Origin of the sequence: Pseudomonas sp. MS19 (assembly GCF_013277615.1) — a bacterium.
Classification (GTDB): domain Bacteria; phylum Pseudomonadota; class Gammaproteobacteria; order Pseudomonadales; family Pseudomonadaceae; genus Aquipseudomonas; species Aquipseudomonas marincola.
Window position 1 is genome coordinate 114,406 of the sequence record NZ_VBTO01000008.1, and the last position, 21,646, is coordinate 136,051.

The window sequence follows — 21,646 nt, forward strand, 5'->3', positions numbered from 1 at the left end:
CATAAAAACAACAACAGGCCAGATGAGTAGCAAACAGATTTTTTTGGAAAGGGTTAGCTTTTTCCGGGTAACACGGCAATCAGATCGAAAATAATAAAACTACCTGAAGGTAGCTGGACTGATTGGATCAACCCAGATTCTGGAGCGACAAGAGTAATACCAGCATCCAAAAAAATACGTTTTCCTTGGATCCAGATGGATCAACGAACAGTTAGGCAACAGCGATCAAAATAAAAACAATAGATCGAAATAATAAAAACAGCGCTAAAGCATTATTTGAAGGGAGCCTCGGCTCCCTTCATTGCTTTCAGAACCCCGTAATACTCCTCCCCGCCTCAGATCCTCTCTAGCTGCAATTTGATGCTGCCTAACAATATCTGACGCCCGCAGATACGCATCTCAAATAGCGTGTAATGCGCGTTATATAAAAAAGCGAACCTCGGCTCGGTCAAGGCGTTATCGCCTCATACGCCCCACCCTGAAGGTCGTGTGATGTGCCGCTGACAATTAGGTTTTAAAGCGGCTCACATATGGGGTGATTGAATCGCGGGAATAACAAACACCCTCTGATTTTTGATTGCTAAATTCCAGTGCAATAACGCCTGACGCATTTCTCCTTGGCAGTTCTATACACCTTCAAATGGGCAAAGAAAACCTGCCGACGAATGGTTATGGTGGCCTTTTGATATATCCCGTTGTAAATTCCCCACCTCAATAAGCGTCAAATAGCCAACGCCAATATTTAGATCGGCAAGGAGCCGTCATGCAAATAACGTTTCGCCTTACAGCGCTGAGTTGCGCTTTCCTCACTGCAGCAGGTTGCTCCAGCCAGCAGGTTCAAAGCCTTAAAGACTCTGCAAATACATTAGGCAAGGATTACGGAATGGCCGTACTTTGCGGAGTTGGCATTGTGGGTGGGGCCGCTGCGGGTTTCGCGATCAATGGGGAAAAAGGTGCAATAGCTGGCGGCGCCGTTGGTGCTGCTCTGGGTTGTGCCCTTGGTTATGCCTGGCAGTCACGCCTGAAAGAACTTGACCGCATTGCCAAGGAAGAAAACTTGAAAATCACTACAGAGCAACTGACTGTTGCTTCAAGTGCAGTAGTGACTTCGGTGCCTAAAGAAGCAGGTTTGGTAACTCAGATCGAAGACAATGGCATGTTTGCCTCAGGTTCTGATCAACTCACTACAGATGGCCAGCGAGCGGTTACTAAGCTGGCAAATATGTATTCCAAAGCTAAATCTTCCAACCAGCAATCCGCCGCAAAAGAACTTCAAGAGAGGCGCTTGCTGGTGGTTGGTCATAGCGATGCAACCGGCAGCAGCGAATTTAACCAAAAGCTATCTGAGCGACGCGCCAAAACCGTTGGAAGGTTGCTTATGCAGGCCGGCATTCCTGCAAGCTCTATTTACTACCAGGGTGCGGGATCTTCACGCCCGATTGCAGATAACAGCGACCCTTTCACGCGAGGCCAGAACCGCCGGGTAGAGATTGTCGAGCTAGCCAATGAGCAGGCTCTGGTGATGCGAGCACAGTCTGAAGCTGGAAATACAAAGTACCTGCAATACGGAACATCTACAGCCAAACCTAAACTGGCAACTGCGCATCAGGCTACAAAGCCTAAAGCTGAGAATTCACCAAAAATTGTTCAGAAATCCAGTACTGAACCAGCGACTACCGCACCTTCTACTTCTGCTCTTCCAATAAATAAGCCGAAACCCGCAGTCGACTTCGCAGGTCAACCTGCCGATGCGTACAGCTGGTCCATGGCGCAGAACATCAAGCCTAAGCAGAGTGGTTTTGAATTGATCGGTACCGCGCACGCAAGCGATATGCCTATGGCCAGCTGTGAGGCCGATATGCCACGTAATGCCGGTGAAGTACTAAGTTTGGCAGACGGCACACCGCTAAAGCGTCACGCAACCAAAGATTACTTACCGGGATACAACAACCGTGTTTGGGCCAACACAGTTAACGGACATCTGGTAACAGTGTCGCCGGTCTCTATCCTGCGCGAAAACGCTCAAGTTGATCGCCAGCCAATCCTGCAAGTAGTTGAAAACTACGACAAAAATACTAAAAACAAGGCTCAATCGATTAAAGCGCTGGCAAACACCTACGAAGGTGAAAGCCAAGTGCTCTATCGAGTGTTCGCCACTGACACAAAAGCATCAGTTTCCTGCATGGATCTCGTGTTCAGTAAAGGCAACGCCAAAGTGACCGAGGGCGCGCTGTTCTATGCAGCAGGCTCCGAAGCTTATGTCACGTCCTACATGCCAATTCCTGCCACCAAATAAACAAAGTCACGGAAGTCCGAAATGGAAGACTTATCCTTAGCTGCACTTAAATCACTGATTCTCGCTCATCAAATGCTCACAACAGGCATCCTAGCGTTGCTTGCGAGCGCCGTTCTGGTCTGGAAATACTGGGAGCAAGTGTCCTATTTCCTACTTCGCATTTGGCACAGTTTCCCCCTGATTGGCACCGTCGCCCGCCTTTCACGCAAGCCTTCATCCGTTGATAGCGATGGATGGATTAACCATGAAGTTAAGCTTGCCGGTGATTACTACCAAGAATTTAAGAAGTACATGAAAGGCCCTAATGCCTATAACGCCTCACTCGACTATCTTGCCAAGGCCGGTGAAGCTGGCCGTTCGCCTCGACCAGCTTGGGTTCTGTTTCTGGTTGTGGGTCTGGTGCTGATTGAGGCGATGGGTTTCGCCTATGTGCTTGCCGGCTGGATGAACATGGATGCGTCTACCAATGATCGTCATTTGCTGACGGCTGGTACGGCCATTTTGCTGGCTGTTGCCTCTGCAATTTTCGCCGAAGCGGCAGGCCATACCGTGCACCACAACACCTTGATTTCTCGAGCACGCCACTGGTGGCAGGGAGAAGAGACAAGCAAACGCTCGCGCAGCCTAAAAGCAAGCCGAGCAATCAATCTGGAAGACTCGCTATCTGATAGCAACAGTCCTGACTATGAACAGCTGCTGACACGTGTAAAAGATGTTAACTCCAACGTTTCACGCAAGTTTCTCTGGCTCATTGTCTGTGGTGTTTTCGTCGCATGTATGGCCATTGGCGCCTTTGTCGTACGTTCCGCCACACTCGACAGCATCGAGACAGAGATGGTCAACAGCATGCGTGTAGAAGCTTCTGCACAAAATGACAGCAGCTTCGGCTCGCCATTCGATCTTCCAGAAGAATCGCAGGCCATCAACGACGAAGCTCAGGAAGCGACTATCGAAGACAAAATGGCAGCCATTCGCCAGGCCAGTTTGACGACATACATTATGTTGTCGTTGATTTATATCGCTATTCAAGGGATCAGTATCTGGCTGGCCAGTCGGTATTACTTTGCCGGCACACACTCGTACACGGCATGGCGCCTGACACATAAGTACGCAACGGCAGAAGAAATGATGGACGCCATGGAGCAAAAGCGTATTGCCATCGCCAGCCATGCGGACGACAAGCTGCGTCGGTTACAGACTCTGCTATCTAGCCGCGACCAAACCAGCTCAAGTGTGCTCAGCGCGTTGGATGGCACGGAGACGTCACACCGCAATTTCCTTGCCTATGTAAAGTACAAAGCGGACAAGGTTACGCAAAAAACTGTAAGTTCTGAGCCTCTAACTCCGACTAAAGCGCCTGTCGAAACAGTCACCGTGATCGAGGCTGAGGCGCCTGTAGTGGCAAGGACTGAACCCGCTGTCGCGATGAACTCTGGTGAGCTGCCTGATGTAACGAGTCTCTCAGAAGAAAGCCTGACAACCGGCAGTCTTATACAAGCTGAACCGATTACCCTAGCGCCGGAACAAACTCAAATACCTGCCGGCACAGCCCCTGTGGTCGAGGTCCAAGCGCCTGTGGTCGCGAAAGCTGAACCCACTGTAACGATTAAAGCCTCTGATTTCCCTGATGTAACAGGTGTCTCAGATGAGAGCCTGGCAGTCACCAGTCGTGCGCTGGATATTTCAGAGGAACAACTGCGTGAATATCGCGAGCAGCAGCTAGCTCTTAAAGCGCTGGGCCTTTTTCCTGCCAAGAAAGAGGAAGCAATGTCGTGAAAATCGCCAAGGCATTGATCCTTGCACTAGCGCTGCCTTGTGCAGCGTTAGCAGCTGAACGCAACGATCTGCAAAGCTGCTATATGCGCAGTGGTCTAACCGAATTAAAACCCGCGAGTAGCGGTCGCGAGTTGGTGGTCATCATCGACCAAACAATTCCGATGCCAGAGGACTTGCAGCGTAACAGCTGGGGACAAATCGATCGCTTCGTGAAGGCCGGTGATCGCGTCAAGCTCTACACTTTTTCGGCATTTCTACCAGGTGAATATTTACGCTTGGCCTATGCCGGTGAGCTTGATATGCCGCTTGAAGGAGAGGTACGTGATGACGTGAATATGCGTAAGTTACGTAGCCTCGATCTGTGTCTCAGCACTCAGAAAAAGGCCTTCCAGAGTGGCTTTGGCCAGCAGTTTGTCAAAGGTCTTCGTGACGCTCGGCAAGATATTCCTAAGAGCGAAATCATGAACTCACTGCACAAAGTGGGTGAGGACATGCAACGCGAGCAAGGCGTACATGAGCGTGTAGTCCTGCTGATCTCGGACATGCTTGAACACTCTGAATACACCAGCTTTTACGCAGCTAATCAGATCAAGCAGCTCAATGTCAGTAAAGAGCTCCAACTTGCACAAAGCAAAGGGCTATTCGCTGACCTGCAAGGCTCTCGTGTTTACGTCTCTGGCGCGGGCCTGGTCACAGACTCGGTTAAGCACGCTTACAGGTCTGGCAAGACTATGGATGCGCTTAACAGTTTCTGGTCTCAGTATCTAAGTGCATCTAATGCAACTTTATCTGGATTCGGAACCCCCAGTTTGAGCACAGATCTTCGCTGAAGCCGGTATTGCGCTCATACCTCATTCGGACAGCATGACTCCAACGTTCGAGGTATGAGCATCCATCGCAGCTCATCACGGCGAGATGCCTGAAAGGTACCTGGCTGTTGATACAACAGCCGCAGCGCATGCTTTTTTACAGGTGAAGTTGCAATCAGTGCACATGGCGAATGTGGACCCATCGTTGAGCGTCAACAAGAACACACTCTCCAACAGCACATTTTCTGCCTTATCACATTTGGCGGTACACGCTCTGAATCCTCCCGAAATGGACGATGAGCGATTATCCCTGTACAGGCCAAATCATAAGATTCAACATCTAAGAGGTTTTCATGGAAGTAATACGTAATTCATTACAAGCAGGCCTTATCACAGTAGCGGCTCTACTTGCGGGGTGTGGCGGCGGGGCCCCTAGCGTTGAAGACGCTCAAGCGGCTCTGATGACTGATATCAATGATTCTATGGCTGCAGCAAAGAGTATGGGGCTTAAGATCAATCTCACCGACATGATCAAAGTTAAAGATGTAAAGAACTGCGAAGAGTCACGCGATGACGTTTTCCAGTGCAGCGTTGAAGCCACAGCCAAAATGTTTGGAGTCGAGAAGACGTCGGTATCGACCATCAGCTTTACAAAGAACAGTGAGGGCGAGTGGCGAGTTGTCCAATAACCCTCCAATAAGATCCTGTGATTTACAGCTCGTGCACTGTCATAGCACTCCGAATTGCTTTGGGTGAGCGGTGTTACTGGTTCATCCCAAGTTAGCTAGCTACAGCTGCCATCCTACGCTGAATAAAAAACCCAGACGCCTCTCGGCAATCTGGGTTTTTTATTTATAGGGGGTGGCAATTAACTTTGCCCACCTACAAACCTCATCAAACGTCCAGGTTAGAAACCGCCAGAGCATTGGTCTCGATGAAGTCACGGCGTGGCTCTACTTCGTCGCCCATCAGGGTGTTGAAGATCTGATCCGCGGCAATGGCGTCTTCGATGCGCACTTTGAGCATGCGGCGTACGTCTGGGTCCATTGTGGTTTCCCAGAGTTGGTCCGGGTTCATTTCGCCAAGACCTTTGTAGCGCTGAATGCTGTGGCGTTTGGTGCTTTCGGTCATCAACCAGTTCAGGGCTTCCTTGAAGGTGGTTACCGGCTTCTTGCGCTCGCCGCGCTGCACGTAGGCACCTTCTTCGAGCAGGCTGTTGATCTGATCGCCAAGGCTGGTGACAGTCTTGTAATCGTTGCTGGCGAAGAAGTCGCGGTTGAACACGATGTAGCTGGAGTTACCGTGCGAGATCAGTTCGATCTCCGGCAGCCACAGGTGACGCTCAGTGTCTTCATGCAGACGTGTCTTATAAACCAGGCCCGACTTCTCCATGGTTTTCAGACGAGCTTCAAACTGGCTGAGCCAGATTTCCATCATGCCTTTATCTGCCAGTTGCTCAACGCTAACACCCGACAGATAGACAAAGTGCTCGGTCAGCTCCATAGGGTACAGGCGCGACAAACGCTTGAGGGTCTTCATCACCAGGCGGTAATCGTTAACCAGACGCTCCAGCGCTTCACCAGCGAGGCCAGGGGCGCCTTCGTTCACGTGCAGGCTGGCGTCTTCAAGAGCCGACTGAGTCATGTATTCTTCCATGGCCTCGTCGTCTTTGATGTACTGCTCCTGCTTACCGCGCTTCACTTTATACAACGGTGGCTGAGCAATGTAGATGTAGCCGCGCTCAACCAGCTCCGGCAACTGACGGAAGAAGAATGTCAGGAGCAGGGTACGAATGTGCGAACCGTCGACGTCAGCATCGGTCATGATGATGATGTTGTGATAACGCAGTTTGTCGATGTTGTATTCCTCACGGCCGATACCACAGCCGAGAGCAGTGATCAGCGTTCCGACTTCTTGCGATGAGATCATCTTGTCGAAGCGCGCTTTCTCGACGTTGAGAATCTTACCCTTCAACGGCAGGATCGCCTGAGTCTTGCGGTTACGACCCTGCTTAGCAGAACCGCCCGCGGAGTCCCCTTCCACTATGTAGAGTTCAGAGAGGGCAGGGTCCTTCTCTTGGCAGTCGGCCAGTTTGCCCGGCAAACCAGCGATATCCAGCGCACCTTTACGGCGGGTCATTTCGCGGGCTTTACGCGCCGCTTCACGGGCACGCGCAGCGTCGATCATTTTGCCGACGACGGCTTTGGCTTCGTTGGGGTTTTCCAACAGGAAGTCCGAGAAGTACTTGCCCATCTCTTGTTCAACAGCAGTTTTAACCTCAGACGATACCAGCTTGTCTTTGGTCTGCGAGCTGAACTTGGGGTCCGGTACTTTTACCGAAATGATCGCGGTCAGGCCTTCGCGGGCGTCATCGCCAGTGGTGGCGATTTTGTGTTTCTTGGCCAGGCCTTCCTGCTCAATGTAAGCATTGAGGTTACGGGTGAGGGCAGAGCGGAAACCCGCGAGGTGCGTACCACCGTCGCGCTGTGGAATGTTGTTGGTGAAGCACAACAGGTTCTCATTGAAGCTGTCGTTCCACTGCAGGGCGACTTCTACGCCCACGCCATCGTCACGCTGAACGGTGAAGTGGAATACTTGGTTGACTGCGGTCTTGTTCTGGTTGAGGTACTCAACGAATGCGCGCAGACCACCTTCATACTTGAACAGCTCTTCCTTACCGCTGCGTTCGTCTTTGAGGACGATACCCACACCCGAGTTAAGGAACGACAGTTCGCGCAGACGCTTAGCCAGAATGTCCCAGCTGAAGTGGATGTTGGCGAAGGTATCTTCAGACGGCTTGAAGTGGATCTGCGTGCCGCTGGTATCAGTGTCGCCTACTGCTGCGATGGGCGCCTGTGGCACGCCATGGAAATAGGTCTGCTCCCAGATCTTTCCGGCGCGGCGAATAGTCATCACCAGTTCTTTGGAGAGTGCGTTTACTACCGAAACACCCACACCGTGCAAGCCACCCGACACTTTGTAGCTGTTGTCGTCGAACTTACCGCCGGCGTGCAACACGGTCATGATGACCTCAGCTGCAGAGACGCCTTCTTCCTTGTGGATGTCCACCGGAATGCCGCGACCGTTGTCGCGAACAGTGATCGACTCGTCCGGATGGATGGTGATGGTGATCTCGCTGCAATGGCCAGCCAACGCTTCGTCGATCGAGTTATCCACCACCTCGAACACCATGTGGTGCAGACCGCTGCCATCGTCGGTGTCACCGATGTACATACCAGGTCGCTTGCGTACGGCATCCAGGCCTTTTAGGACCTTGATGTTATTGGAGTCGTACGTTTGGTTTTCGCTCATGCCTTCACTCCTGGTGGTCGTGGGTCTGGGTGATGCTGCCGTGTTCCACGTGGAACATGGCAACTGGCGTTTCCGTGCGCCAGCCTTCCCGCAACAATTCATGGTCTACACAGGTGATAAACACCTGGCAGTTCAAGTCTTCTAACAAACGGCACAAAGCGCGGCGATGGTGCTCATCCAGTTCTGACGGTAAGTCATCCACCAGATAGATACATTGGCCACGCTTGGCCTTTTCAACTAAGTGGCCTTGCGCAATACGCAAAGCACAGACAACTAATTTTTGCTGGCCTCGTGAGAGGATGTCAGCGGCGTTATGTGCGCCTAAACGCAATCTCAAATCGGCGCGCTGCGGACCAGATTGAGTATGTCCCATCTGCTGGTCACGAGGCAGTGAAGTAGCCAGTACTTCCTGTAGCTCGCGATCCTTGTCCCAACCCCGGTAATAACTTAGCGTCAAACCTTCCAGCTCGACCAACTCACTCAGGGTCTTTTCAAACACCGGTTTCAGCGCTTGAATATAGGCGCGCCTATACGTGTCTATCTCGTCGCTGGCGAGGCACAGTTCCCTGTCCCAGGCCGCTTGTGACGCGGCGTCAAGTGTACCATGCCGGAGCCATGAGTTCCGCTGTCTGAGGGCCTTCTGCAAGCGTTGCCATGCAGACATGAATCGAGGTTCCACGTGGAACACTCCCCAATCGAGAAACTGCCGACGAATCTTCGGCGCGCCTTCGAGCAAGCGGAAACTATCCGGATTAATCAGTTGCAGCGGCAAGGTCTCAGCTAGCTGAGCGGCGCTGCGTGCATTCTGACCGTCGATGCGAATTTGAAACTCACCCTGGCGCTCGCGTGAAACACCCAGACTGCTTAAACGACCATCGGCCAACTGCACTTGGCCAAACACCGTACATACAGGTTGCTCATATTGGATAACCGGGAGCAGGCGAGCGCTGCGAAATGAGCGCGCTAAACCGAGGAGATGAATGGCTTCAAGCAGGCTGGTTTTACCGCTGCCGTTGGCGCCATGAAGGATGTTGATTCGCGGGGAGGGGGAGATTGTCACCGGGTGCAGATTACGCACCGCGGTGACAGTGACGCGGCTTAAGGACATTGAGTGGTTACAGGCGCATCGGCATAACGACGTAAGCAGAGTCGTCGTTGTCTGCTTCTTGCACCAGTGCGCTGCTGTTCGAATCGGACAGAATCAAACGCACCTGATCAGTTGTCATCACGCCCAGCACATCAAGCAAATAGCTGACGTTGAAACCAATCTCCAACGAGCTGCCGTTGTAATCAACTGCAATCTCTTCTTCGGCTTCTTCTTGCTCAGGGTTGTTGGCCTGAATTTTCAGCTGGCCTTCTGCAAGCTGCAGGCGAATACCGCGATACTTTTCGTTCGACAAAATAGCGGTACGGCTGAACGCTTCACGCAGACCCTGACGATCTGCAACCACCAGCTTGTCGCCACCGCGTGGCAATACGCGCTCGTAATCCGGGAATTTGCCGTCTACCAGCTTGGAGGTGAAGGTGAATTCACCGGTGGTAGCACGGATGTGATGCTGACCCAGAACGATGCTGACCATGCCATCTTGCTCGGTGAGCAGACGTGCGAGTTCGAGGATACCTTTGCGCGGCACAATCACCTGGTGACGATCAGCCTGACCAATCTCAGCCTGCATCGAGCACATCGCCAGACGGTGGCCGTCGGTTGCTACAGCGCGCAGCACGCCGCTTTGTACTTCAAGCAGCATACCGTTGAGGTAGTAGCGAACATCCTGCTGAGCCATTGCGAAGCTGGTGCGTTCAATCAGGCGACGCAATTTGCTCTGCACCAGATTGAACGTCAGTGAGCCTGGGCCTTCCTCGACACTCGGGAAGTCATTGGCAGGCAAGGTCGACAGACTGAAACGGCTGCGCCCGGCTTTAACCAGCAGCTTTTGATCTTCCACGCGGATATCGATCAGGGCATCGCTCGGCAAGCTCTTGCAGATATCCATCAGCTTGCGCGCAGGCACGGTGATTTCACCTGGCTCTGCAGCATCTTCGAGCGCTACGCGGCCCACCAGTTCGACCTCAAGGTCAGTACCGGTCAGCGACAGCTGCTGGTCTTCAACAACCAACAGTACGTTAGAGAGAACCGGCAAGGTCTGACGGCGTTCAACTACGCCGGCGACTAGTTGCAGGGGTTTCAACAGGGCTTCGCGTTGAATTGTAAAATGCATGGTCTAGTCCCTTGCCTCGTGAAATTGCGATACGAATTCTAAGAGTCTGTTGTAGGCCTACTGCGTTACTTGCGCCAGTAACGGGCCAGGCAACAGCCTTGGTTAAGTAGTCAGTGTTCGCAGTAGATTCTTGTAGTCTTCGCGGATGTCCGCGTCGGATTCCCTAAGTTCAGCAATCTTGCGGCAAGCATGCAACACCGTTGTGTGGTCACGACCGCCAAACGCATCACCAATCTCCGGCAAACTGTGGTTCGTGAGCTCTTTCGACAACGCCATCGCCACCTGACGAGGCCGTGCAATCGAACGTGAACGCCGCTTGGACAGTAAGTCGGAGATCTTGATCTTGTAATACTCAGCAGCCGTACGCTGAATATTATCAATGCTAACCAGCTTATCTTGAAGTGCCAGAAGGTCCTTTAGCGACTCACGAATCAACTCAATCGTAATATCACGGCCCATGAAGTGGGAGTGCGCAATAACACGTTTGAGTGCGCCTTCAAGTTCACGCACGTTGGAGCGGATGCGTTGTGCAATAAAGAAGGCAGCATCGTGCGGCAGATCAACTTTTGCCTGATCAGCTTTCTTCATCAAAATCGCAACACGGGTTTCAAGCTCGGGCGGCTCGACCGCAACGGTCAGGCCCCAACCGAAACGCGATTTCAGACGCTCTTCCAGCCCTTCAATTTCTTTCGGGTAACGGTCACTGGTAAGAATGACCTGCTGACCGCCTTCAAGCAGTGCGTTGAACGTGTGGAAAAACTCTTCCTGTGAACGCTCTTTCTTGGCAAAGAATTGAATGTCGTCGATCAGTAGCGCGTCCACCGAGCGGTAGAAGCGCTTGAATTCGTTAATAGCGTTGAGCTGCAACGCCTTGACCATGTCCGCAACAAAACGCTCCGAGTGCAGGTAAACAACCTTGGCGTTCGGATTCTTCTGCAGCAAATGGTTACCCACAGCGTGCATAAGGTGGGTTTTACCCAAGCCGACGCCGCCGTAAAGGAACAGCGGGTTGTAGCCGTGCTTTGGATTATCGGCAACCTGCCAGGCTGCAGCGCGGGCCAATTGGTTGGATTTACCCTCAACGAAGTTGTCGAAGGTAAAGGTGCGATTGAGGTAGCTGGTGTGCTTCAGCGCACCCTCAACCTGTACTGAGCGTTCGTGGCGCTGCGGCTGCTGAGCCGGAGGCTGAGTCCCACCGCCCTGCGCCATGGTGTCGAACCGCGAACGTGACGGATCCGACTCTTGCGGCTCGTTATACACAGGCTCCTGGCGTTCGGGCTGAACTGGCTCAGGTGCTTTCGGCTGCGGAGCAGGTGGTTGCTGCACGGGCGCCTGAGGAGCCAGACGCGGAGCAGGGCTGCGGCGGCTGCCTATTAATAAGGAAAGAGCAGGCGCATGACCGTCCGAGCGCTCGTTCAACAACTCGAGTAAGCGGCCTACATACTTTTCATTGACCCAATCGAGCACAAAACGGTTCGGTGCATAGACACGAAGCTCGTCGCCTTGGGCTTCAACTTGTAATGGACGTATCCAGGTGTTGAATTGCTGAGCAGGCAGTTCATCGCGCAGAAGCTCTACGCACTGCTGCCAAAGTTCCACAGACACTGATATCCCCTAAATCGTATGGCATCTAGCCAAAATCAGCCGCCATTGTATCGTCCGCCAGCAAAGTTATCCACATGAAAACGTGCTTTATGGCTATGCAAAATCAATGTGTTAATGAAACGTAAAAGTTATTCATTGCAGAAATTTACTCTGTGGATAACACCATATGAGGGCTTTGCATAACCCGGACCGAAACCCTGTGAAAAACCTGCCTGTGGATAAAAACACCTTTCATCCTCAGCTTGTGCGCCTGAACTGAACAACGGCAGCACGGCTTTCTGACAGACTTGCCAAACGCTGTAATAACCGAAGATACTGGCCTCCAAGTACTTATCCACAGATAATGGCCTGTGTAAGTATTACAAGCATTACAAGAAAGCTTTAAATAATCTCTTCCTTATATTTCTATTGACCGGCGAATTACCTGCTAATCGGTATTGGTTGGAAATTGACCTATGGCTCGGCTTTCTCTACAATCGCCGGTCTCTTAAAACGGGGGCCATTCCGGCCCGTTGTCGATCAATCAGGTAACACACCATGAAACGCACTTTCCAACCTAGCACCATCAAACGCGCTCGCACCCATGGTTTCCGTGCACGCATGGCTACTAAGAACGGCCGTGCTGTCCTGTCGCGTCGCCGCGCCAAGGGCCGTGCTCGTCTCGCCGTTTAATATTTCTGTCTTGTGGTGAGTCGAGGCTTCGGTCGGGATAAGCGCCTGCTTACTCCGCACCAATTCAAGGCAGTCTTCGACTCCCCCAGCGGTAAAGCTCCGGGCAGAAATGTCCTGCTGCTAGCGCGTGACAACGACTTAGATCACCCCCGCTTGGGTTTGGTGATTGGTAAAAAGAGCGTCAAGCTCTCGGTCGAACGCAACCGACTGAAACGCCAGATCCGCGAATCGTTCCGCCTCAACCAGGAAAATCTGGTGGGCTGGGACATCGTGGTTGTGGCGCGTAAAGGTTTTGGCGATCTGGATAATGCTGAAGTGGCACACCAATTCAGCAAACTCTGGAAACGTCTTGCTCGTAGTAAACCCAGTCCTGGTGCTAACGCGCCGACTGGGATAAGTGACGGTGCCCATGCGTAAACTGGCTTTGATCCCAATCCAGTTCTACCGCTACGCCATCAGCCCTCTGATGGCGAGTCACTGTCGCTTTTATCCAAGCTGCTCCTGCTATGCGTATGAAGCCATTGATCAACATGGTTTCATGCGCGGTAGCTGGCTGACCGTACGTCGGCTGGGCCGCTGTCATCCGTGGAATCCCGGCGGCTACGATCCGGTTCCTCCTGTGCATAAATCCCGTACCTCTTCGATGGCCGAATAATCATGGATATCAAACGCTCGATCCTGATCGTCGCCCTGGCAGTCGTGTCCTATATGATGGTTCTTCAATGGAACCAGGATTACGGCCAAGCAGACCTGCCGACTCAGAATGTGACAGTCAACAGCACACCAAATAGTGCTGATTTGCCGGATACCCCGGTAGCTACCACTGGTAACCATGACGACATTCCGAGCACCAACAGCGAACAGCTGAAGCCGGATACCTCGGCAATCGCCAACAGCAATGAACTGATTCGGGTTAAAACCGACGTTCTTGATCTGGCCATCGATCCACGTGGCGGTGATGTTGTTCAGCTGACCCTGCCGCAGTATCCACGTCGTCAGGATCGCCCGGATGTTCCATTTCAGTTGTTCGACAACGGTGGCGAGCGCATTTATCTGGCGCAAAGCGGCCTGATCGGCAGCAATGCACCGGACAAATCCAGCGGTCGTGCGCTGTGGAACAGTGCCCAGAAGAACTACCAACTGGCTGAAGGTCAGAATGAGCTGGTGGTTGATCTGACACTGAACGAAGGCGGCATCAACTACATCAAGCGTTTCAGCTTCAAGCGTGGCCTGAACCCAGAATGTTCAGCCAAAGAGCAGATGCTGAAAAAGCCTGGCTGTATTGATCCGTCCTCGTATCAGGTTGATGTGAAATACCTGATCGACAACCAGAGCAGTGAAGCCTGGAGCGGCAGCATGTTTGCCCAGCTCAAGCGCGACAACAGCGATGACCCGTCGAAAACAACCGCAACCAGCACCGCGACTTACCTCGGCGCTGCGATGGCAACTCCTGAGTCGAACTACCAAAAAGTTTCGATGAAGGACATCGACAAACAACCGGTTAAAGAAACTGTAAACGGTGGTTGGGTTGCCTGGTTGCAGCATTATTTTGTGACGGCCTGGATACCGGATCAAAATAACAGCAACGTGATCCAAACCCGTAAAGACAGCCAAGGCAACTACATCGTCGGTTACACCAGCCCATCCGTCAGCATTGCTGCCGGTAGCAAAGGTGAAATTGGCGCGACCTTGTATGCCGGTCCAAAAATCCAGAAACACCTGGGTTCATTGGCACCAGGCCTGGAACTGACAGTCGATTACGGTATTTTGTGGTTCATTGCCCAGCCGATTTTCTGGCTGCTCGAACATATCCACAGCCTGCTGGGTAACTGGGGTTGGTCGATCATCGTCCTGACCTGCATCATCAAGCTGATCTTCTTCCCGCTGTCTGCAGCGAGCTACAAGTCGATGGCACGTATGCGTGCTGTTGCGCCGAAGATGGCCGCTCTGAAAGAACAGTTTGGCGATGACCGCCAGAAAATGTCTCAGGGAATGATGGAGCTCTACAAGAAAGAGAAGATCAATCCGCTGGGTGGCTGCTTGCCGATTCTGGTACAGATGCCGGTATTCCTTGCGCTGTACTGGGTACTGCTGGAAAGCGTCGAGATGCGTCAGGCACCTTGGATGTTCTGGATCACTGACCTGTCGATCAAGGATCCGTTCTTCATTCTGCCGATCATCATGGGTGCATCCATGTTTATCCAGCAGCAGTTGAACCCGACTCCGCCGGACCCAATGCAGGCCAAGGTTATGAAAATGATGCCAATCATCTTCACCTTCTTCTTCCTGTGGTTCCCTGCTGGTCTGGTTATGTACTGGGTTGTGAACAACTGCTTGTCGATCGCGCAGCAGTGGTACATTACTCGCAAGATCGAAGCTGCAACCAAGGCCGCTAATCCCGCCTAAATGCTGCGCAGCTTCTAAGATAAAGCTAACGCCCCTGTAACAAGGGGCGTTTTGCTATTCAGCGTTTGGAGAAAGTTATGCACAATGCCCGCGATACCATTGCCGCTGTTGCCACCGCCCAGGGTCGAGGCGGTGTGGGCATTGTGCGAATCTCCGGACCGTTGGCGGCAAAAATGGCTGTTGCCATTTGCCAGCGCGAGTTATCCCCACGTTATGCCCACTACGGTGATTTTTTCACCGAAGACGACACTGTCATTGACCAGGGCCTGGCGCTTTATTTCCCGGGCCCCAACTCATTCACCGGCGAAGACGTACTCGAATTGCAGGGCCATGGCGGCCCCGTGGTACTCGATATGCTGCTGCGCCGCTGTGTACAACTGGGCGCACGGCTGGCCAGACCCGGCGAGTTTAGCGAGCGGGCGTTTCTCAATGACAAACTCGACCTGGCCCAGGCGGAGGCGATTGCCGACTTGATCGAGGCCAGTTCCGAGCAGGCAGCGCGCAATGCTGTGCGCTCCCTGCAAGGCGAGTTTTCGAGACGTGTGCATAACTTGACTGAGCGCCTGATCAATCTACGCATCTACGTTGAAGCGGCGATTGATTTCCCAGAAGAGGAAATCGATTTTCTCGCGGATGGCCATGTGCTCAGCCTGCTCCAGGCTGTGCGCGAAGACTTGCTAGATGTGTTGCGTGAAGCCGGGCAGGGCGCATTGCTGCGCGACGGCATGAACGTTGTGATTGCCGGACGGCCGAATGCCGGTAAATCCAGCCTGCTCAATGCGCTTGCCGGTCGAGAAGCTGCAATCGTCACCGAGATTGCCGGCACCACCCGCGATGTACTGCGCGAACATATCCACATTGATGGCATGCCCTTGCATGTGGTCGATACCGCTGGGCTGCGCGATACCGAAGACCATGTGGAAAAGATCGGGGTCGAGCGCGCCCTCAAGGCCATTAGCGAGGCCGATCGGATTTTGCTGGTTGTGGACTCAACAGCACCTGAAGCCAGCGACCCGTTCAGCCTGTGGCCCGAGTTTCTCGATATTCGACCCGATCCGGCCAAGGTGACGTTGATTCGCAATAAAGCAGACCTGAGTAACGAGAACATTGCGCTGGAGGTCAGCAGCGACGCTCATGTCACCATCAGCCTCTCTGCGAAATCCACAGATGGCCTGGATTTGCTGCGCGAACACCTGAAAAGCTGCATGGGTTATCAACAGACTGCCGAGAGCAGCTTTAGTGCACGCAGACGTCACCTCGACGCGCTCAATCAAGCGCAAGCGCACCTTGAGCATGGTTATGCACAACTGACACTCGCAGGCGCTGGTGAGCTGTTGGCGGAAGACCTGCGTCACGCCCAGCAAGCATTGGGCGAAATTACCGGAGCATTCAGCTCTGACGATTTGCTCGGACGGATTTTTTCCAGTTTCTGTATCGGTAAGTAAGCTTACTTATCCACAGTTTCAGCCTTGGCATGCTGTTGTAAGTGCTCGACAAAGGCCCTGACCAAGGCATTGCTCTGCTCAACGGGGTGGGAAACCAGCGAAAAGCGCCGGCGTAATTCCAATGGTGTGTGCAAAACCACCAACTCACCGGCGTCTACCTGTTCTGCAATCGACAATGCAGACAAACAACCGATTCCCAATCCAGCCTTCACCGATTGCTTGATCGCTTCCTGACGATTCAATTCCAACGCCAATTTAACTTGTCCACAGACTTGCTGAACGGCAGCGTCAAATACCGCGCGCGTGCCTGATCCATGCTCGCGCAAGACCCAACGCTGCTGCGCTATTTGCTCTGAGGTTAACTTACCCACAGCGGCGAGTGGATGGTCTGGCCGGCAGAAGACTGCCAGTTGGTCTTCGCTCCACGGCGTAATCAGCAAATGATTATGGGTGGCGGGACCTTCTATCAAGCCAATATGGACCTGGCCCTTTTCCACAGCACTGATGACTTCTCCGGTATTACTGATGCGAACATCGGGATCAACCTGAGGATGGTTGTGGATAAACTGGCTCAACAGACCAGGCAGCAAATAACTGCCAATGGTCACACTGGCTGCAACGCGTAGCACACCACTGATTTCATCAGCCTCGCTGTGCATAAGGCTGTCCAGTGCTTGCAGGATCTGTCCCACCTTCGGTAGCGCATTGCGCCCAGCATCGGTAATGACCAGTTCTCGACCGATGCGCATGAACAGTGGATAACCTAATTCCGATTCCAGCTCTTTCAGCGCCTGACTCGCTGCCGACTGGCTGATGGCTTGGTCATCCGCTGCGGCAGTCAGCCGTCCCAGGCGTGCGGTGGCTTCGAAAATCTTCAGTTGCCTGATCGATACGCTCATAGTTCAGCTCAGCTTATGTAACGCATTAAAACAATCCATTTTTATTAACAGTATCACCGGCGCACTATTAGACCTAACATTTTTCAGCCTTGTGAATAACTATGCGTACTCTGATAGCACTGCCACTGATCGCAATCGCTTCGCTGCTTCTCGCGCAAATCCCTGCGGTTGCCCATTTAGGGCTCAGCGCCCTGCCACTGGCCATTCTGCTCGGCGTTATCTATGGCCACTTCAATCAACAAGCGCCAACTGCACGGGAACAGGCATTCACCCGGTTCTGCCAGCAACGCCTGTTGCGCACCGGGATTATTTTGTTTGGCTTCAGCCTCAGCTTTCAACAGATCGTACAAGTCGGCTGGCAAGCTGTTGTCCTGGACATCATGGTCACCACCAGCATTTTGCTGATAGGGACCTGGCTGGGGATAAAACTGTTCAAGTTGCCCCGCGAACTGTCCATCCTGATATCTGCGGGCAGCGCAATTTGCGGCGCGGCTGCAGTTCTTGCCAGTGAGCCTGTGGTTAAAGCCAAACAACAACACGTGACTGTAGCTGTCGCCACTGTTGTGCTGTTTGGCACGCTGGCCATGTTCAGTTATCCACTGATCTTTCAGTTTAGCGGCATGACTGATCATAACTTCGGGATTTACATCGGCAGCACCATCCATGAGGTCGCTCAGGCAGTTGCTGCGGGTGACTCAGTGAGCGGCGAAGCCTTGCAGTCTGCAGTTGTGGTCAAGCTGATCAGAGTGATGCTGCTGGCTCCTTTCATCCTGATTCTCAGCAGCGTGATGATGCGCAAGAGCAAAGGCCAAGAAACAGCAGGGAGCGCCACACGCAAAATCAACATTCCTTGGTTTGTTCTCGGATTCATTGCTGCAGCCGGTATCAACAGCTGGGTCGCCTTACCTCCAATGGTTATCCACAGCTTGCAGATGATCAGCCAACTGACTTTGGCCATGGCCATGGCAGCACTGGGTAGCCAGACACAATGGCGTGTACTCAAGCAGGCTGGGGCTAAGCCGATGCTGATGGGCGCCATATTGTTCACTTTGTTGATGTGCGGTGGCTTCTTCCTGAATACCTTGGTCATCCCGCAGTAAGACCTTTGGGCCTCTTTATCCACGGTTTTTATGGGTGTGCATAAACCCTGTGGAAAAGCGGCCCTAAGCTCTGCCCATAAGCAGGTGACAAAGTTGAGGATAAACTGCCCTGTGCATAAGTAGCTCTTTCATCCACAGCTTAGTGACGGCTATCTGACAGTTAGATGGCAGGCTTAGCACAGTTCCATACATCGCTGTACAGTACGTGTTTATTGGCTTGTAGCAATGTATCCACAGAAAAGTGCTTGCTACTTTATAAACATATAAACAAAGCTTTATAAAAATTCTTTCTTTTTTATTCTTATTTGCTGACTCGTCTGCATTGCCAAATCGGGACCGTTTGGGCGCTAAGGGCTGATTGGCTATTTTTTGTGCAAAAGGCTTCTTTAAGGTCGCTTAACTGCCTATACTTACCGGCTATTCAGCTTTTCAGTGGCATTTGAGCGTAATTACGCAATGGCACGCCTTGAGAAATGCCGGACTACCCAGCGAAGTAGGCCCGAGTGTTCTCTGATAAAAGCCTCATTTTTCAGTACAGGCACGAGGTGCGTGGTGGATTTCCCTTCCCGTTTTCAAGTGATCGTTATCGGCGGTGGTCACGCCGGCACCGAAGCTGCGTTGGCAGCTGCACGCATGGGTGTGAAAACCCTACTGCTTACTCATAACGTGGAAACGCTGGGGCAGATGAGCTGCAACCCGGCAATTGGCGGGATTGGTAAAAGCCATCTGGTCAAGGAAATCGACGCACTCGGCGGCGCAATGGCTGAAGCGACCGACAAAGGTGGCATTCAGTTTCGTGTGCTCAACAGCCGCAAAGGTCCTGCAGTCCGCGCTACGCGGGCTCAAGCAGATCGCGTGTTGTACAAGGCTGCTATCCGCGAAACCCTGGAGAACCAGGAAAATCTGTGGATCTTCCAGCAAGCTGCAGACGACCTGATCGTCGAGAACGATGAAGTCAAAGGCGTAGTCACCCAGATGGGACTGCGTTTCATGGCGGATTCAGTAGTTCTGACTACCGGAACATTCCTCGGCGGACTTATCCACATTGGTATGCAGAATTACTCCGGTGGTCGTGCGGGTGATCCACCGTCGATAGCACTGGCGCACCGTTTGCGTGAATTGCCGCTGCGTGTTGGACGTCTGAAAACCGGCACACCACCGCGTATTGACGGTCGTTCTGTGGATTTCTCGGTGATGGCCGAGCAACCGGGCGATACACCGATTCCAGTTATGTCGTTTTTGGGCAGCAAAGAGCAGCATCCGCAGCAGGTCAGCTGCTGGATTACTCACACCAATGCGCGCACTCACGAAATCATCGCAGCCAACCTTGATCGTTCACCGATGTATTCCGGTGTGATCGAAGGCGTTGGCCCGCGTTATTGCCCGTCTATCGAAGACAAGATTCATCGTTTTGCCGACAAGCAGAGCCATCAGGTATTCATCGAGCCGGAAGGTCTGAATACCCATGAGTTGTATCCGAACGGTATTTCGACTTCATTGCCGTTCGATGTGCAGATTCAGATCGTGCGTTCGATTGTCGGCATGGAAAACGCTCACATCGTGCGTCCGGGCTATGCGATCGAATATGACTATTTTGATCCACGTGATCTGAAATACAGCCTTGAAACCAAAGTCATTGCCGGTTTGTTCTTTGCAGGTCAGATCAACGGCACCACCGGTTACGAAGAAGCCGGTGCGCAAGGTTTGTTGGCCGGTGCCAACGCTGCACTTCGCGCCCAGGGCAAAGATGCCTGGTGTCCGCGCCGCGATGAGGCGTACATCGGCGTATTGGTCGACGACCTGATCACCCTGGGTACGCAAGAGCCGTATCGGATGTTCACCTCACGGGCTGAATATCGCCTGATTCTGCGTGAAGACAACGCCGACTTGCGCCTCACTGAAAAGGGCCGCGAACTGGGCTTGGTCAATGATCAGCGTTGGGCAGCATTTGAAACCAAGCGCGAGGCCATTGCGCTTGAAGAACAACGCCTGAAAAGCACATGGGTGCGCCCGAATACGCCGCAAGGCACGGCCATTGCCGAACGTTTCGGTACGCCGCTGACCCATGAATACAATTTGCTCAACCTGCTGACGCGTCCGGAAATTGATTATCAAGGGCTGGTTGAAGTCACCGGTGGCGGCGCGCTTGATCCGCAAGTTGCAGAACAGGTCGAGATCAAAACCAAGTACGCGGGATACATTGACCGCCAGCAAGAAGAAATCGCCCGCTTGCGCGCCAGTGAAGACACCAAGCTGCCAGCCGATATCGACTATTCAACGATTTCCGGTCTGTCCAACGAAATTCAGGCCAAGCTGAGCGCCACTCGCCCGGAAACACTGGGCCAGGCTTCACGTATTCCGGGTGTCACCCCGGCGGCGATTTCGCTGTTGCTGATTCACCTTAAAAAACGCGGTGCCGGTCGCCAGTTGGAGCAGAGCGCTTGATGAGCGGTGTAAAAACTTTCGTAACAAGCCAGCATGCAGAAGAACTCGCTCGTGGTGCTCGTGAACTCGGTGTTGACGTTTCTGCCGAACAGCAGCAATTGCTGCTTGGCTATCTCGAACTGCTGATCAAGTGGAACAAGGCGTATAACCTGACCGCGGTGCGTAACCCCGATGAAATGGTTTCGCGGCACCTGCTCGACAGCTTGAGTGTGGTCAAGTTTGTCGCCGAGGCTGGGGATAACTGGCTCGACGTTGGCAGCGGCGGCGGAATGCCAGGAATTCCACTGGCCATCCTGTTCCCGCAGAAGCAATTTACCCTGCTGGACTCCAACGGTAAGAAAACCCGTTTTCTGACTCAGGTAAAACTTGAGCTGAAATTGGCCAACCTTGAAGTTACCCACAGCCGGGTAGAAGCATTCACGCCGGCGCAGCCATTCAGTGGTATTTGCTCACGGGCATTCAGTTCGCTGCAGGACTTTTCTGACTGGACGCGTCATTTGGGCGATAGCAATACCCAATGGTTGGCAATGAAAGGCGTGCATCCGGATGATGAGCTGCAAGCGCTGCCAGAAGATTTTAGTCTGACCGCAACGCATGTTCTCAAGGTTCCCGGTTGCCAAGGTCAGCGCCATCTGTTGATACTGCGACGCTTGGTCTAAGGG

At 52.8% G+C, this 21,646-nt stretch carries 17 protein-coding genes; 12 read left to right on the forward strand and 5 right to left on the reverse strand.

All coding sequences use genetic code 11. The features are described from left to right. The first annotated feature begins 763 nt into the window (after positions 1-763). The 4 genes from FEZ62_RS07740 to FEZ62_RS07755 all read left to right on the forward strand — a co-directional run bounded on the left by FEZ62_RS07740 (position 764) and on the right by FEZ62_RS07755 (position 5,570). Positions 764-2,296, forward strand: coding sequence for an OmpA family protein (locus tag FEZ62_RS07740; protein WP_172927325.1), 1,533 nt, complete (start codon positions 764-766; stop codon positions 2,294-2,296). Positions 2,297-2,317: 21 nt separating this feature from the next. Further along, positions 2,318-4,072, forward strand: a complete 1,755-nt coding sequence (locus tag FEZ62_RS07745) for a hypothetical protein (RefSeq protein WP_242454916.1) — start codon at positions 2,318-2,320, stop codon at positions 4,070-4,072. After that, the gene (locus tag FEZ62_RS07750; RefSeq protein WP_172927326.1) at positions 4,069-4,902 is read left to right on the forward strand and encodes a hypothetical protein; all 834 of its coding nucleotides are present in this window, start codon (positions 4,069-4,071) and stop codon (positions 4,900-4,902) included. Before FEZ62_RS07745 ends, FEZ62_RS07750 begins: the two co-directional genes overlap by 4 nt. Positions 4,903-5,234: 332 nt before the next feature. Further along, a complete protein-coding gene (locus FEZ62_RS07755; RefSeq protein ID WP_172927327.1) occupies positions 5,235-5,570 on the forward strand; it encodes a hypothetical protein in 336 nt (111 codons plus the stop codon). 205 nt (positions 5,571-5,775) lie between these two features. On the opposite strand, the gene gyrB is transcribed toward FEZ62_RS07755, so the two are convergent. The 4 genes from gyrB to dnaA all read right to left on the reverse strand — a co-directional run bounded on the left by gyrB (position 5,776) and on the right by dnaA (position 12,017). Then, positions 5,776-8,193 (reverse strand): DNA topoisomerase (ATP-hydrolyzing) subunit B, encoded by a 2,418-nt coding sequence (gene gyrB, locus FEZ62_RS07760; protein ID WP_069900054.1) that lies wholly within the window; start codon positions 8,191-8,193, stop codon positions 5,776-5,778. Positions 8,194-8,197: 4 nt separating this feature from the next. Continuing rightward, positions 8,198-9,301, reverse strand: a complete 1,104-nt coding sequence (recF, locus tag FEZ62_RS07765) for a DNA replication/repair protein RecF (RefSeq protein WP_090512528.1) — start codon at positions 9,299-9,301, stop codon at positions 8,198-8,200. A gap of 7 nt (positions 9,302-9,308) precedes the next feature. Then, the gene (gene dnaN, locus FEZ62_RS07770) at positions 9,309-10,412 is read right to left on the reverse strand and encodes a DNA polymerase III subunit beta (protein ID WP_172927328.1); all 1,104 of its coding nucleotides are present in this window, start codon (positions 10,410-10,412) and stop codon (positions 9,309-9,311) included. Positions 10,413-10,514: 102 nt separating this feature from the next. Beyond that, positions 10,515-12,017: a chromosomal replication initiator protein DnaA gene (dnaA, locus tag FEZ62_RS07775; RefSeq protein ID WP_090512526.1), complete on the reverse strand. Its 1,503-nt coding sequence runs from the start codon at positions 12,015-12,017 to the stop codon at positions 10,515-10,517. A 537-nt stretch (positions 12,018-12,554) separates the two neighbouring features. Between dnaA and rpmH the strand changes: the two genes are divergently transcribed. From rpmH to mnmE, 5 genes are all read left to right on the forward strand, one after another. Next, positions 12,555-12,689 (forward strand): 50S ribosomal protein L34, encoded by a 135-nt coding sequence (gene rpmH / locus FEZ62_RS07780; RefSeq protein ID WP_003213577.1) that lies wholly within the window; start codon positions 12,555-12,557, stop codon positions 12,687-12,689. 15 nt (positions 12,690-12,704) lie between these two features. Beyond that, on the forward strand, positions 12,705-13,106 hold the full coding sequence (gene rnpA, locus FEZ62_RS07785; protein ID WP_170827746.1) for a ribonuclease P protein component: 402 nt from the start codon (positions 12,705-12,707) through the stop codon (positions 13,104-13,106). Further along, the gene (gene yidD, locus FEZ62_RS07790; protein ID WP_069900050.1) at positions 13,099-13,344 is read left to right on the forward strand and encodes a membrane protein insertion efficiency factor YidD; all 246 of its coding nucleotides are present in this window, start codon (positions 13,099-13,101) and stop codon (positions 13,342-13,344) included. Before rnpA ends, yidD begins: the two co-directional genes overlap by 8 nt. 2 nt (positions 13,345-13,346) lie before the next feature. Further along, positions 13,347-15,095: a membrane protein insertase YidC gene (gene yidC, locus FEZ62_RS07795; protein ID WP_069900049.1), complete on the forward strand. Its 1,749-nt coding sequence runs from the start codon at positions 13,347-13,349 to the stop codon at positions 15,093-15,095. A 77-nt stretch (positions 15,096-15,172) separates the two neighbouring features. Beyond that, positions 15,173-16,540 (forward strand): tRNA uridine-5-carboxymethylaminomethyl(34) synthesis GTPase MnmE, encoded by a 1,368-nt coding sequence (mnmE, locus tag FEZ62_RS07800; RefSeq protein ID WP_172927329.1) that lies wholly within the window; start codon positions 15,173-15,175, stop codon positions 16,538-16,540. A 2-nt stretch (positions 16,541-16,542) separates the two neighbouring features. On the opposite strand, the gene FEZ62_RS07805 is transcribed toward mnmE, so the two are convergent. Next, the gene (locus FEZ62_RS07805) at positions 16,543-17,439 is read right to left on the reverse strand and encodes a LysR substrate-binding domain-containing protein (RefSeq protein WP_172927330.1); all 897 of its coding nucleotides are present in this window, start codon (positions 17,437-17,439) and stop codon (positions 16,543-16,545) included. 101 nt (positions 17,440-17,540) lie between these two features. On the opposite strand from FEZ62_RS07805, the gene FEZ62_RS07810 reads away from it, so the two are divergent. The 3 genes from FEZ62_RS07810 to rsmG all read left to right on the forward strand — a co-directional run bounded on the left by FEZ62_RS07810 (position 17,541) and on the right by rsmG (position 21,643). Then, on the forward strand, positions 17,541-18,539 hold the full coding sequence (locus FEZ62_RS07810; RefSeq protein WP_172927331.1) for a YeiH family protein: 999 nt from the start codon (positions 17,541-17,543) through the stop codon (positions 18,537-18,539). Positions 18,540-19,091: 552 nt separating this feature from the next. After that, positions 19,092-20,984 (forward strand): tRNA uridine-5-carboxymethylaminomethyl(34) synthesis enzyme MnmG, encoded by a 1,893-nt coding sequence (gene mnmG / locus FEZ62_RS07815; protein WP_172927332.1) that lies wholly within the window; start codon positions 19,092-19,094, stop codon positions 20,982-20,984. Beyond that, positions 20,984-21,643: a 16S rRNA (guanine(527)-N(7))-methyltransferase RsmG gene (rsmG, locus tag FEZ62_RS07820; protein WP_172927333.1), complete on the forward strand. Its 660-nt coding sequence runs from the start codon at positions 20,984-20,986 to the stop codon at positions 21,641-21,643. The genes mnmG and rsmG overlap by 1 nt, the downstream gene beginning before the upstream one ends. The last annotated feature ends 3 nt before the right edge of the window (positions 21,644-21,646 follow it).